We start from the raw sequence: 13208 nt of genomic DNA, 5'->3' as shown, positions 1-13208 counted from the left end.
ATTTCTCCTGTGAGTGGGTTAGTGCGCAACCGCAGCGGCGCCGTGCTCGTCGATGAGCGCGCCGTTGTGGAACCGGTCGATTGAGAAGGGTTTGGCCAGCGGGTGCATTTCGCCTTTCGCCAGGCTGGCGGCAAACACGTTGCCCGAGCCCGGCGTGGCCTTGAAGCCACCGGTGCCCCAACCGCAGTTGAAGAACATGTTCGGTACCGGCGTCTTGGAAATGATCGGGCAGGCGTCCGGTGTGGTGTCGACGATGCCGCCCCACTGGCGGTTCATGCGTACCCGCGACAGCACCGGGAACATCTCGACGATGGCTTGAATGGTGTGCTCGATCACCGGGTAAGAGCCGCGCTGGCCATAGCCGACCCAGCTGTCGATACCGGCACCGATCACCAGGTCGCCCTTGTCGGACTGGCTGATGTAACCATGCACCGCGTTGGACATGATCACGCTGTCGATGATGGGCTTGATCGGCTCGGACACCAGCGCTTGCAACGGATGGGACTCGACCGGCAGACGAAACCCGGCGAGCTTGGCCATGTGGCCGGAGTTACCGGCAGTCACTACACCGACGCGCTTGGCACCGATAAAGCCCTTGTTGGTTTCGACGCCGATGCACACACCGTTTTCCTTGCGAAAGCCGGTCACTTCGGTCTGTTGGATCAGGTCCACGCCCAACGCATCGGCGGCACGAGCATAGCCCCAGGCAACGGCGTCGTGACGCGCGACACCGCCGCGACGTTGCACGGTCGCGCCGATGATCGGGTAACGGGTGTTTTTCGAGCAGTCGAGGTACGGAATTTCTTCAGCCACTTGCTTGCCGTTGAGCAGCTCGCCGTCGACGCCGTTTAAACGATTGGCGCTGACGCGGCGCTCGGAATCACGCATGTCCTGCAGGGTGTGGCACAGGTTGTAAACGCCGCGCTGGGAAAACATGACGTTGTAGTTGATGTCCTGGGACAGACCTTCCCACAGCTTCATCGCGTGTTCATACAAGTGCGCGGATTCGTCCCACAGGTAGTTGGAACGCACGATGGTGGTGTTGCGCGCGGTGTTGCCGCCGCCCAGCCAGCCTTTTTCGACCACGGCCACGTTAGTGATGCCGTGCTCTTTTGCGAGGTAGTAGGCCGTCGCCAGACCGTGTCCGCCGCCGCCCACAATCACGACGTCATAGACCTTTTTCGGGGTCGGCGTGCGCCACATGCGCTGCCAGTTTTCGTGGTGGCTGAGGGAGTGTTTGAAGAGGCCGAAGCCCGAGTAATGCTGCATGGTGCGACTCCTGACTCAGCGGTAAACCGGGAAATCGGCGCACAGCGCGGAGACCTGCTCGGCAACATTGGCCTCGACATCGGCGTCGCCGAGGTTGTCGAGAATGTCGCAGATCCAGCCTGCCAGCGTGATGCACTGGGTAACTTTGAAACCGCGCGTGGTCACGGCGGGGGTGCCGATGCGCAGGCCCGACGTCACGAACGGCGACTGCGGATCGTTCGGCACGGCGTTCTTGTTGACGGTGATGTGCGAGCGACCGAGGGCCGCGTCGGCGTCCTTCCCGGTCAGGCCCTGACGAATCAGGCTGACGAGGAACAGATGGTTATCGGTCCCGCCCGACACTACGTCGTAGCCGCGATCGATGAACACTTGCGCCATGGCCTGAGCGTTATCGATCACTTGCTGTTGATAGGCTTTGAAACCGGGCTCCATGGCTTCCTTGAAGCACACGGCCTTGCCGGCAATCACGTGCATCAATGGGCCACCCTGGGCACCCGGGAACACAGCGGAGTTGAGCTTCTTCTCGATCTCTTCGTTGGCTTTGGCCAGGATCAAACCGCCACGCGGACCGCGCAGGGTTTTATGGGTGGTGGTGGTCACCACATCGGCGTACGGGAGCGGGTTCGGGTACAGACCGGCAGCAACCAGACCGGCGACGTGGGCCATGTCCACAAACAACAGCGCGCCCACTTTGTCGGCGATCTCACGAAAGCGCGGGAAATCCAGGGTTTTGGAGTAGGCCGAGAAACCGGCAACGATCATCTTCGGTTTGTGCTCGACGGCCAGTCGCTCGACTTCGTCGTAATCGATCAGGCCGGTGGCAACGTCGATGCCGTATTGAACGGCGTTGTACAGCTTGCCCGAGGACGACACTTTGGCGCCGTGGGTCAGGTGACCGCCGTGGGCCAGGCTCATGCCCAGCAACGTGTCGCCGGCTTGCAGCAGCGCCAGATAAACCGCGCTGTTGGCCGACGAACCGGAATGCGGCTGGACGTTGGCGTAGTCGGCGCCAAACAGCAGCTTGGCGCGATCGATCGCCAGTTGCTCGACCTTGTCGACGTGCTCGCAGCCGCCGTAGTAACGCTTGCCAGGATAACCCTCGGCGTATTTGTTGGTCAGGCCGCTACCTTGGGCCTGCATCACGCGCTTGCTGGTGTAGTTCTCCGAGGCGATCAGCTCGATGTGGTCTTCCTGACGCTGCTCCTCGGCACTGATTGCCGCCAACAATGCATCGTCATAACCCTGGATCTGGTCTTGCTTGCTGAACATCGCGGTTCTCCCAGCGGCGGCGCGGCGCCTGAATGATCGACAGGGCCTAGAGCTGCCCTTTGGCCACGATGGTAGGGCTGACGCTGACAGCCCAGATGCCTACGCACGCCACACAAAGGCGCGTTTACGACATGGGATGATGGGGGGCAGGATTTGCTCGATTCTGCGGGCAGCAGACCGTCGGTCCCGAGCCCGCCGCAAACCATCGGCACACCGCAACGCCCCAGACCAGCGGGCATGAACACTGTCAACAATGACAGTATTCAAATAGCAGTGACGGGTTTACTTTTGGGCCAACGGAATACCAGTTACTCAATCAAGGGAATGATCATGGGCACAATCGCAAGGTCGCATACCCTCACTCCTCAGTTATGGAAAACCCTGAGGGCGAAATCCGTCAGGCGGCAGGGGCCCGCTACGGAGCCGCTGCTCTTTCTGACTCAGGGCGTGTTTCATACGGTGGATATTGAAGGCTCGGTCAAGCTGAGGATTATTCGAGAACTGAACACGCTTGAGGCGCTGATTGCCGCATACGTCGAGGATTCGGACGAAATTCTTTCCACCACCGTTTCAGTGGGCGACGCCAGGCTTTATGCGACCTCCCAAGACATCGTTCATCAGGAGGGCGGTTTCTATTCGGTCATCCTCAAGATCATTTCCTATCCGGACGCAGAGGTGGTCGCCGATATCTATCTGTGGGAAATACCACCCATCGCGGCACCGCAGGCCGTCGAGTCCGACCTGGCGCTGTCTCTTCCCAAAGGCTCGACTTTCTATGTAAGTCCCTCTGAAGAAGACATCGTGATGGACAGAACTTTCAGAGTGTCTGAAGACCGCCAAGTGTCGGTCAACATCCGCACGGTTGAAGGGCGTAGCTACTCAAAAACGGTCACGGAACCCGAAGCCATTCGATGTGCCGCGCCCGGTGATTACTATGTAGCGAGCGGTTCCAACGAGCTGTCGGTCGTATATGGCATCACCACTCATCCCGAATTGCCGTCATCACCGATCCTCAAGCATATGCCGCTGCCGGATTTGCCGAGGTCCCGTCATGACCTCGGCAAATGAGTGACGACATTCAGGGTTTTTGCGTAATCAATCCGTCAGCCCGGAACATGCTGCGAATACCCCGCACGGCCTGACGGATCCGGTCCTGGTTCTCGATCAGGGCAAAGCGCACGTGGTCGTCGCCGTATTCACCAAAACCGACACCGGGGGAGACACAGACCTTGGCTTCGGCCAGCAGTTTCTTCGCGAACTCCAGCGAACCCAGGTGCGCGTAAGCCTCGGGAATCTTGGCCCAGACATACATCGAGGCTTTCGGGTTTTCGACCATCCAGCCCAGTTCATGCAGACCTTTGACCAGTACGTTACGACGCTGACGGTACTGCTCGGCGATGTCGAGCACGCACTGTTGATCACCTTCCAGCGCGGCGATGGCCGCTACTTGCAACGGCGTGAACGTGCCGTAGTCGTGGTAGCTCTTGATCCGCGCCAGGGCGTTGACCAGCTCGGGGTTGCCGACCATGAAACCGATCCGCCAGCCCGCCATGTTGTAGCTCTTGGACAGGGTGAAGAATTCGACGGCGATGTCTTTGGCGCCCGGCACTTGCATGATCGACGGGGCTTTCCAGCCGTCGTAGACGATGTCGGCGTAGGCCAGGTCGTGAACCACCAGCACGTCGTACTGTTTGGCGAGGGCAACGACGCGCTCGAAGAAATCCAGCTCGACGCATTGAGCGGTCGGGTTGGACGGGAAACCCAGAATCATCATCTTCGGTTTCGGGATCGAGCCGCGAATGGCTTTCTCCAGCTCGGCGAAGAAGTCCACGCCCGGCACCAGCGGCACGGAGCGCACCTGGGCTCCGGCGATCACTGCGCCATAGATGTGAATCGGGTAACTGGGGTTCGGCACCAGAACGGTATCGCCCTGATCCAGCGTGGCGAGCATCAGGTGCGCCAGGCCCTCTTTGGAGCCAATGGTGACGATGGCTTCGTCTTCGGGATCGATGTCGACGTCGTAGCGTTTTTTGTACCAGCTGGAGATCGCCCGACGCAGACGCGGAATGCCACGCGAAGTCGAGTAGCCGTGAGTGTCTTCACGTTGGGCGACGGTGACCAGTTTTTCGACAATGTGCGGCGGCGTTGCCCCATCGGGGTTGCCCATGCTCAGGTCGATAATGTCCTCACCACGACGACGCGCAGCCATTTTCAGCTCGGCGGTGATGTTGAACACGTAAGGGGGGAGTCGATCGATGCGCGCGAAACGGCGCGGCGAACCTTGGTCTGCCATGGAAACCTCTGAAGACGTAAGCGCCCGGAACCGTCCGAGCGACGCTGGCCACTGCGGTGGCCTGAGGCGGAAGATACGGGCGGGGATGGCGGTCTGTCTACACCGTTTTTTTTTGGGGGGGGGCGCTGAGAACCTGTAGGAGCGCGGCTTGTCCCGCGATCGGCGAAGCAGTCGTCGTAGGAGCCGCACATGCGGTTTGTCTGTCCCAGCGCATTCTCCGAATCTACGACTGCTTCGCAGCCGATCGCGGGACAAGCGCCGCTCCTACAGGGATTCGGTGTCAGGCCGAGAGAGCGTATCGCAGCCCAAACAGCACCAAAAAATGCACTGGGTAGATCAAGTACGCCCATCGCCGCATCGGCCACACACCAAATGCCGGGCGCCCGCGCAGAATCGCCAACCCCAATAGAGGTGCCAGCAGACAAGCCACGAGCGCGCCGATGGAAATCGGGTCACCCCACAGCATGCCGTCGATGATCTTCGGCCACTCGTTGCTCAATAAACAGACGATCCCCGGCACAATCGCCAGCCATAACGAGGTACGCAGCACGAGCACGAACGCCAGAGGCAGCAAAACCCCATACATTCCGAACATCAACTGCGGCCCAAACAGAACTCCGATAGCCAAGGCAGCGATACCCAGCAGCTTCGCCGGCCATAAGCGACTCAATCCGCCCTGCGCAACCAGCAAACCCAGCGCCAGGCTCGGTAGCACGTTGAGCGTAGTGACCTCCCCGGCCATGTAAATCCGGTAGGGCAGCTCAGCGATCACAGAAAACACCGCCAGCCAGGCCAGATATTTCCACTTGATCGACGAATCAACATCGCGTGGGCCATTGCGCACGAGATTCACCGCGATTGCCAGGCAGAACCACGGGAACGCCAGACGTCCCGGTACGTACAGCCAATTGGCGTGCCAGCCGACATAGCGCAGGTGATCCATCACCATACTCAACATCGCCAGCCACTTAAGCAGGTCCAGCGCGCGATCGCGCACGGGTGCGGTCATTGATTTCGTTTCGGTCATATTGCTTCGCTGTCTGGCTGAATTTTCTGACGCAAGAATGCATGACCAAACCGATCAACTTTGGTTACAGTCGCAGGCTTCGATTACAGGGAACCGGCCATGTCAGACCAAAGCCAGCAGTTTGCCAGCGACAACTATTCGGGAATCTGCCCGGAAGCGTGGGCGGCCACGGAGCAAGCCAACCATGGGCACCAGCGTGCCTATGGCGACGATCAGTGGACAGCACGCGCGGCCGATCAATTCCGTCAGTTGTTCGAAACAGACTGCGAGGTGTTCTTCGCTTTCAACGGCACGGCGGCCAACTCCCTGGCGCTGTCTTCGCTCTGCCAGAGCTACCACAGCGTCATCTGCTCGGAAACGGCTCACGTCGAAACGGACGAATGCGGCGCGCCGGAATTCTTCTCCAACGGCTCCAAACTGCTGACCGCACGCAGCGAGAACGGCAAGCTGACACCCGCTTCCATTCGCGAAGTCGCGCTCAAACGCGCCGACATTCACTACCCAAAACCCCGCGTGGTCACACTGACCCAGGCCACGGAAGTGGGCAGTGTCTATCAGCCGCAAGAGCTCAAAGCCATCAGCGAAACCTGCAAGGAGCTGGGCCTGAACCTTCACATGGACGGCGCCCGCTTTGCCAATGCCTGCGCCTTCCTCGGTTGCTCGCCTGCCGAGCTGACCTGGAAATCAGGGGTTGATGTGCTGTGCTTCGGTGGCACCAAAAACGGCATGGCGGTGGGCGAGGCGATTCTGTTCTTCAACCACAAGCTCGCCGAAGACTTCGACTACCGCTGCAAACAGGCCGGTCAACTGGCCTCTAAGATGCGTTTCCTGTCAGCGCCCTGGGTGGGTTTGCTGGAAAACGACGCCTGGCTCAAGCACGCCCGTCACGCGAATAGCTGCGCGCAGTTGTTGGCGGATCTGGTGAAGGATATTCCCGGCGTTGAGTTGATGTTCCCGGTGCAGGCCAACGGCGTGTTCCTGCAATTGTCGGAAGCGGCCATTGCTGCGCTGACTGCACGAGGCTGGCGCTTCTACACTTTCATCGGCGTCGGCGGCGCGCGCTTCATGTGCTCGTGGGACACCGAAGAAGCGCGAGTGCGCGAGCTGGCAGCCGACATCCGATTGGTGATGGGGAGCTGAAATCAGCCAGCTCATCGCTTGCACGCCGCAGCCCATCAGCAGTCTGCAGATGGACTGAACCGGTGCCTCACCCCTGAGCAATCACCTTCTCGATCACCTCGACCGTCGCGCTGACCTTGTCTTCATAACGGCTCAGCGCTTCGGCGTGGTGCTGCTTGAGTTCGATCTGCTTTGAACACAGGTTCAGCGCGGCGAGCACCAGAAGACGATCGCCGATCAATGTCGGGTAGCTGCGCTTGGTTTCAAACAGCGCCGATTTCAGCATCGACACAGCGTCCATCAAGGTCTGCTCTTGGCCGGCAGGTGCCTTGATCGTGTAGTCGTTGCCAAGGATGGAAATAACCTTGGCGCCGTCCTGATCGGTGATCATGCGTCAACCGCGCTGACACTGGTGGCGCGATCGACCAGCGCCTGGATACGCGCAGCCGTCGCACCCTGTTTTTCTTCCTGCTCCATCAGACTCAACTGCAGACTGTCGTTGTCATCCCTGGCTTGTTTCAACTCTTCGGCGAGTTGCGCGTTCGTGTTCTGCAGTTCCTGATTGTGCTGTACCAGGTCACTGACGAGCTTTTCCAACTGGCTTAGGGATGCTTCCAACATTTTGATATCTCAGGCAAATTTCAAAGGGCGCGTACGATAAAGAAAAGTCACTTTAGCTACCAGTGAAATCAGGGCATTCACGCCACTACACCGACCAACAAGCATCTCTACCACTCTATTCCGCAAACGCATAAGGGCCCTGATTGACTCCATTTTTGCGATCTTGTTCCTGCTGTTCGTCAGATCAGATGGCTGCGACATAACCGCGCAGCGCAGGACAGTGGCATCAAGTCCCCATGAGGCCGACCGATAACCCGCGCATCTTTCTCACTTCTATCTTTCGCCTCGCATGGATCGCGGCCTCTCTGGAACCGTAATGTCCCTACGTAATTTGAATATCGCCCCCCGCGCCTTTCTCGGATTTGCCGTCATCGGCCTGCTGATGCTGATTCTGGGCATCTTCGCTCTGTCGCAGATGAACAAGATCAACAACGCCAACGTCGACTTGGCCACCAACAGCGTGCCGAGCATCAAGGCGCTGGATAAATTGACCGAGGGCAGTATTCGTCTGCGTGTGCTGTCCTATCGCCTGATGCTCAACCGCGACCCCGACACGCTGCAGAAAACCACTGAATTGTTCGCCATGCGCAACAAGCAGATCGACGATGCCCGGGCCGTCTACGTCAAGCTGATTTCCGAGCCGGCGGAGCAGTCGGCCTACGACCAGTACGTGCAGTTGCTCAACGACTATCGCCAGCTTGAAAACCGCATGAAGACGCTGAGTCAGGCCAACGACATGGCCGAACTGATCCGTCTGCTCAGCGCCGATCTGCAGACCAACTCGGACCAGATGAACACCGCACTCGCCAAGTTGATCGAGATGAACACCCAACAGGTCAATGAAGCCAGTGCGACGGCTACTCAACAGTATTCGACCGCCTTCACGATGGTCGTCACGCTGCTGATCATTGCCACTGTGTTGACCTTGCTGTTCGCCTGGCTGCTGACCAACAGCATCACCCGTCCTATCGCTTCGGCGCTGCACGCCGCTGAGGACATCGCCGAGGGCGACCTGACGCGCACCATCACGGTGGACGGTACTGACGAAGCGGGCCGCTTGCTGGCCGCGATGTTGAAGATGCAGTCCAAACTGCGCGACACCCTGCAGCGTATTTCCGGTTCGGCCACTCAACTCGCTTCAGCGGCCGAGGAGCTGAACACCGTTACCGACGAGAGCGCGCGTGGCTTGTCCCAACAGAACGACGAAATCGAACAGGCGGCCACTGCGGTCAATCAGATGACCAGCGCCGTGGAAGAAGTCGCACGCAACGCTGTGAGCACCTCGGAAGCGTCGAAAAACGCCACCACGTCCGCCAGCGATGGCCGCGACCTGGTGCAGGAAACCGTCAGCGCCATTGAGCGCATGAGCACCGACGTGCAAAGCACGTCCGCTTTGATCGGCAACCTGGCGGACGAGTCCCGCGACATTGGCAAGGTGCTGGATGTGATCCGCGGTCTGGCGGACCAGACCAACCTGCTGGCCCTCAACGCCGCCATTGAAGCCGCCCGTGCGGGTGAAGCGGGTCGCGGATTTGCTGTAGTGGCCGACGAAGTCCGCGCCCTCGCCCACCGCACCCAGCAGTCGACCAGCGAAATCGAACGCATGATCGGCAGTATCCAGGGCGGCACCGAGCAGGCGGTGAACTCCATGCGCAGCAGCACCGAACGCGCCGAATCCACCCTGAACATCGCCAAGGGCGCCGGCCTTGCGCTGGACACCATCAACACCGCCGTTGTGGAAATCAATGAACGCAACCTGGTCATCGCCAGCGCGGCGGAAGAGCAGGCCCAAGTCGCTCGGGAAGTGGACCGCAACCTGGTCAACATCCGCGACCTGTCGACTCAGTCCGCCACCGGCGCCAATCAGACCAGCGCGGCGAGCAACGAACTGTCGCGTCTGGCTGTGGATTTGAACGGTATGGTTGCGCGCTTCAAGGTGTAAGCAACCCGTCGATCACAGTGTAGGAGCGCGCTTGCCCGCGAAAAAAACAACGCGGTCTCTCAGGTAGACCGCGTCATCGCCCATCGCGGGCAAGCGCGCTCCTACACAGGTCGATCAATACTCAATCCGCACATCCCCCTTCGGCACGCTGCAGCACGCCAGGATGTAGCCTTCGTCTACGTCGTCGTCGGTGATGCCGCCGTTGTGCTCCATCTCGACTTCCCCGCTCAGCTTCATCACTTTGCACGTGCCGCAGATGCCCATGCCACACGCTTTGGGGATCATCAGGCCAAGCTTGGCAGCGGCGGCGTGGACGGTTTCCCCAGGCGCGACGCGGATGCTCTTGCCGGTATCGGTAAATTCCACCTGATTCAATTCAGCGACATCCAGATCCGGCGCATCGGCGGCCTGCTCGGCATGCTCCACGGCATCGGCGCGGGCTTCCGGCGGCGTCGCGCCGAAGGATTCTTCGTGGTACTGGGCCATGTTGAAACCGTTGGCTTCAAGTAACCGCTTGACCGCACTCATGTACGGCGTCGGCCCGCAGCAGAACACCTCGCGCTCCATGAAATCCGGCGCCATCAGTTCGAGCATCTTCTGATTCAGATAACCGCGATAGCCCGCCCACGGCTCACCCAACCCATGCTTTTCACAGACGATGTGCAGGGCGAAGTTGTTGATTCGCGACGCCATCTGTTCCAGCTCGCGGTGGTAGATGATGTCTTTGGGTGAGCGCGAACTGTGCACGAAGACCATGTCGACGTTGGCGTTGGTGTCGTAATACCAGCGCGCCATGGACATGACCGGCGTGATGCCGACGCCGCCACTGAGGTATAGGATTTTCGGGTTCGGGAAATCGATGGCGTTGAACAGACCCACCGGCCCGTGCAACGCCAGCTCCTGGCCTTCGTGCAATGTGTCGTGCAGCCAGTTTGAAACCTTGCCGCCGGGCACACGCTTGATGGTGATCGAAAAGCTGTAAGGGACCGAAGGCGAGCTGGAGATGGTGTACGAGCGCATGATCGGCACGCCGTCGATTTCCAGCTCCAGGGTGACAAACTGCCCGGGTTTGAAGAAGAACAGAATCGGTTGGTCGGCCATGAAGCAGAACGTACGCACGTCCCAGGTTTCCTGGATCACTTTGACGACCCGCACCAGGTGGCGGCCGTTGGCCCACGTCTGGGTGTTGACCGGGCTGAGGAAACTCTGGGACATACTCACTCTCCACGGCCGACGGTCGGCCTCTTATGGTGGCGATTCTGCGTAACGCGCGAGCCGGCTATTTACCTATCAGCGACATTCACATACTTATGGCGACCAGCCCCGGTCTATAGGGGCCGGGCCGTCGGAAACGGATTCGGCCATGTCGCCCATGGATAAGGTTCAGGTCGCGTCCGGCTCCACACTCGCCATCAATTCGTTACAGATTCTTTATCCATCGGCCTGAGCGTCAGAAGTCACTGCCGCCTCGCGCGTTTCGCTCTACACCCACCGTATCAGCCACATTCGTAGACTGCGCAAAGCGCGGCCTGAGGACTTGAAAGATGGACGTCACCGCAACTCTGAGCTTGGGTGATCCGCTGGAACCTGCGCGCAAGGCAACTGCCGAGATGCTGCATACCCGCGAGCGCACTTACTCGCTGCCGCAGCCTTTCTACAGCGATGAGCGGCTGTTTGAAATCGACATGCAGGAAATCTTTCAGAAAGAGTGGCTGATCGCGGGCATGACCTGCGAAGTGCCGGCCAAGGGCAATTTCCTCACCCTTCAGATCGGCAAGAACCCGATCCTGGTCGTACGCGGGCCTGACGGCTCTATCAATGCATTCCACAACGTCTGTCGCCACCGCGGCTCTCGCCTGTGCACCAAGGAAAAAGGCAAGGTCGCCAAGCTGGTTTGCCCTTACCACCAGTGGACGTACGAACTCGACGGTCGCCTGCTGTATGCCGGTACCGAGATGGGAGCAGACTTCGACATGAAGGCCTTTGGCCTCAAGCCGGTGCATTGCAAAGTGGCGGGCGGTTACATCTTCATCAGCCTGGCCAGCAACCCTCCTGCCATCGACGCGTTCCTGCAGACGCTGAACCACTACATGGAACCGTACGACATGGAGAACACCAAGGTGGCGGTGCAAACCACCTTGATGGAAAAAGCCAACTGGAAGCTGGTGCTGGAAAACAACCGCGAGTGCTACCACTGCAATGCGTCGCACCCCGAACTGCTGAACACCTTGCTGGAGTGGGACGACGTCACCGATCCGCGTGCCGACCAGGCCTTCAAGGACCACGTCGCAGCCTCTGCGGCCGCCTGGGAAGCCGAGAAAATCCCGTTCGCCCACGCCAGCTTTGGCCTGCGCAACCGCATCGTGCGCATGCCGCTGCTCAAAGGCACCGTCTCGATGACAATGGATGGCAAGCAAGGCAGCAAGAAACTGATGGGGCGCATCCAGAATCCCGACCTGGGCTCGATGCGCATCCTGCACTTGCCCCACTCGTGGAACCACTGCATGGGCGACCATGTGATCGTGTTCACTGTGTGGCCGATCAGCGCGCAGGAAACCATGGTCACCACCAAATGGCTGGTCCACAAGGATGCTGTCGAGGGCGTGGACTACGACGTCGCGCGCCTGCGTGAGGTCTGGGACGCCACCAACGACCAGGACCGCCGTCTGGCCGAAGAAAATCAGCGCGGCATCAACTCCATCGCTTACCAGCCGGGGCCGTATTCGAAGACCTACGAGTTCGGCGTGGTGAACTTCATCGACTGGTACAGCGCAAAATTGCTGGAGAACATGGGCGCCGAGCCTGCTTCATATTTGAAAGGTGTGGCGGTTAACCACGAGTAGGGAATTACCTGTCGGATTTGAACTGACACCTTCGCGGGCAACCGCGCTTCTACAGACATTCGTGCTGTAGAAGCGCGCTTGCCCGCGTTGCGTTTTCGGTGGGTGACGGGAATCGGTGTGAGGCTGGCCGTGTCCGCATGCAATCCAGGCTGCTTTGATAGCTGGCCAAAAAATAAATGATCATTTTTTGATCATATCGCTCAACCGACCGGATTCAGGGGTTAAACCCCGACCGCGAACATGTTATCCACAGAAGCGCCAACAGCGTATGTGTGTAAGTCCGCCGGCTGCTGTGGAAAAGCATTAAATGGGCTAAAGAACGATAGCAAGGGACCTAGAGCGGCGCTGGATGACCATCATTGGTTAAATTTTGACCAAAGCCCTACGAGCCACGTACTACAAGGGATTCAGTGGATCACGAACATGTTATCCACAGCCCCGCTCACAGAGAATGTGGGTAAGAACAGGCTCCGCAGACTCCAGCTTGTGGAAAAATCCCTTAAGAATCCGTGAGATAGGCTGATCAAAAATTGATCACCCAGCTGTGAGCCATACTAAACAAGGCCTGTAGTAATGTCCGAACAGTTTATCCACAGGCGGATCAACAGCGATTGTGGGTAATGCAGTTTTACTACAAACCGAATCAGACGCGTCTGAAATTCACATCTTTCTCGGAGCGGTAGACTCCCGCCCATCATCGATTCGGAGTGGCTAAAAATGACGTCAAGAGTCCGGTTTTCTGAGCAGGTTGTTCTGCGGGCAAACGCTTAGCTCATACAACAACGCGGTCGGCCTACCAGCCTTCCTCGGGAGCTGCTGGGTATC

Annotated in this window: 11 protein-coding genes; 4 read left to right on the top strand and 7 right to left on the bottom strand. The window is 59.1% G+C overall.

The annotated features are described in order from the left end of the window. Positions 1-18: 18 nt before the first annotated feature. Positions 19-1269: a sarcosine oxidase subunit beta family protein gene (locus ACQKEN_RS13380; RefSeq protein ID WP_192173169.1), complete on the bottom strand. Its 1251-nt coding sequence runs from the start codon at positions 1267-1269 to the stop codon at positions 19-21. A gap of 15 nt (positions 1270-1284) precedes the next feature. Next, on the bottom strand, positions 1285-2538 hold the full coding sequence (gene glyA / locus ACQKEN_RS13375) for a serine hydroxymethyltransferase (RefSeq protein ID WP_427686076.1): 1254 nt from the start codon (positions 2536-2538) through the stop codon (positions 1285-1287). A 237-nt stretch (positions 2539-2775) separates the two neighbouring features. Between glyA and ACQKEN_RS13370 the strand changes: the two genes are divergently transcribed. After that, a complete protein-coding gene (locus ACQKEN_RS13370) occupies positions 2776-3606 on the top strand; it encodes a hypothetical protein (protein WP_427686074.1) in 831 nt (276 codons plus the stop codon). A 10-nt stretch (positions 3607-3616) separates the two neighbouring features. On the opposite strand, the gene alaC is transcribed toward ACQKEN_RS13370, so the two are convergent. Together alaC and ACQKEN_RS13360 are read right to left on the bottom strand one after the other, a co-directional pair. Next, entirely contained in the window at positions 3617-4831 is a 1215-nt protein-coding gene (alaC, locus tag ACQKEN_RS13365) for an alanine transaminase (RefSeq protein ID WP_427686072.1), read from the bottom strand. Between the two features lie 280 nt (positions 4832-5111). Next, positions 5112-5858, bottom strand: coding sequence for a TraX family protein (locus ACQKEN_RS13360; protein WP_427686070.1), 747 nt, complete (start codon positions 5856-5858; stop codon positions 5112-5114). Between the two features lie 99 nt (positions 5859-5957). Between ACQKEN_RS13360 and ACQKEN_RS13355 the strand changes: the two genes are divergently transcribed. Further along, entirely contained in the window at positions 5958-6998 is a 1041-nt protein-coding gene (locus ACQKEN_RS13355) for a low specificity L-threonine aldolase (protein ID WP_074886770.1), read from the top strand. A 67-nt stretch (positions 6999-7065) separates the two neighbouring features. On the opposite strand, the gene ACQKEN_RS13350 is transcribed toward ACQKEN_RS13355, so the two are convergent. Both ACQKEN_RS13350 and ACQKEN_RS13345 read right to left on the bottom strand, forming a co-directional pair. Further along, the gene (locus ACQKEN_RS13350) at positions 7066-7368 is read right to left on the bottom strand and encodes a cell division protein ZapA (protein ID WP_427686068.1); all 303 of its coding nucleotides are present in this window, start codon (positions 7366-7368) and stop codon (positions 7066-7068) included. Further along, positions 7365-7598, bottom strand: coding sequence for a hypothetical protein (locus tag ACQKEN_RS13345; protein ID WP_065991261.1), 234 nt, complete (start codon positions 7596-7598; stop codon positions 7365-7367). The genes ACQKEN_RS13350 and ACQKEN_RS13345 overlap by 4 nt, the downstream gene beginning before the upstream one ends. A gap of 316 nt (positions 7599-7914) precedes the next feature. Between ACQKEN_RS13345 and ACQKEN_RS13340 the strand changes: the two genes are divergently transcribed. Beyond that, entirely contained in the window at positions 7915-9540 is a 1626-nt protein-coding gene (locus ACQKEN_RS13340) for a methyl-accepting chemotaxis protein (RefSeq protein ID WP_427686066.1), read from the top strand. Positions 9541-9654: 114 nt separating this feature from the next. Here the strand turns inward: ACQKEN_RS13340 and gbcB are convergent, their stop codons facing one another. Next, a complete protein-coding gene (gene gbcB, locus ACQKEN_RS13335) occupies positions 9655-10755 on the bottom strand; it encodes a glycine-betaine demethylase subunit GbcB (protein WP_108121077.1) in 1101 nt (366 codons plus the stop codon). Positions 10756-11084: 329 nt separating this feature from the next. Between gbcB and gbcA the strand changes: the two genes are divergently transcribed. Then, on the top strand, positions 11085-12383 hold the full coding sequence (gene gbcA, locus ACQKEN_RS13330; protein ID WP_427686063.1) for a glycine-betaine demethylase subunit GbcA: 1299 nt from the start codon (positions 11085-11087) through the stop codon (positions 12381-12383). Positions 12384-13208 lie beyond the last annotated feature (825 nt).

It is taken from the genome of Pseudomonas sp. NPDC078416, assembly GCF_050268485.1.
In the GTDB taxonomy this organism is placed as follows: Bacteria; Pseudomonadota; Gammaproteobacteria; order Pseudomonadales; family Pseudomonadaceae; genus Aquipseudomonas.
The sequence above is the reverse complement of the archived record's forward strand: the minus strand, read 5'-3'. Positions and strand labels throughout refer to the sequence as shown.

What these genes read in the sequence shown, in the direction of transcription:
- ACQKEN_RS13350 (WP_427686068.1), bottom strand. Translation starts at nt 7,368, where the DNA reads ATGATCACCGATCAGGACGGCGCCAAGGTTATTTCCATCCTTGGCAAC.
- ACQKEN_RS13355 (WP_074886770.1), top strand. Translation starts at nt 5,958, where the DNA reads ATGTCAGACCAAAGCCAGCAGTTTGCCAGCGACAACTATTCGGGAATC.
- ACQKEN_RS13380 (WP_192173169.1), bottom strand. Translation starts at nt 1,269, where the DNA reads ATGCAGCATTACTCGGGCTTCGGCCTCTTCAAACACTCCCTCAGCCAC.
- gbcA (WP_427686063.1), top strand. Translation starts at nt 11,085, where the DNA reads ATGGACGTCACCGCAACTCTGAGCTTGGGTGATCCGCTGGAACCTGCG.
- ACQKEN_RS13340 (WP_427686066.1), top strand. Translation starts at nt 7,915, where the DNA reads ATGTCCCTACGTAATTTGAATATCGCCCCCCGCGCCTTTCTCGGATTT.
- ACQKEN_RS13370 (WP_427686074.1), top strand. Translation starts at nt 2,776, where the DNA reads ATGAACACTGTCAACAATGACAGTATTCAAATAGCAGTGACGGGTTTA.
- glyA (WP_427686076.1), bottom strand. Translation starts at nt 2,538, where the DNA reads ATGTTCAGCAAGCAAGACCAGATCCAGGGTTATGACGATGCATTGTTG.
- alaC (WP_427686072.1), bottom strand. Translation starts at nt 4,831, where the DNA reads ATGGCAGACCAAGGTTCGCCGCGCCGTTTCGCGCGCATCGATCGACTC.
- ACQKEN_RS13345 (WP_065991261.1), bottom strand. Translation starts at nt 7,598, where the DNA reads ATGTTGGAAGCATCCCTAAGCCAGTTGGAAAAGCTCGTCAGTGACCTG.
- gbcB (WP_108121077.1), bottom strand. Translation starts at nt 10,755, where the DNA reads ATGTCCCAGAGTTTCCTCAGCCCGGTCAACACCCAGACGTGGGCCAAC.
- ACQKEN_RS13360 (WP_427686070.1), bottom strand. Translation starts at nt 5,858, where the DNA reads ATGACCGAAACGAAATCAATGACCGCACCCGTGCGCGATCGCGCGCTG.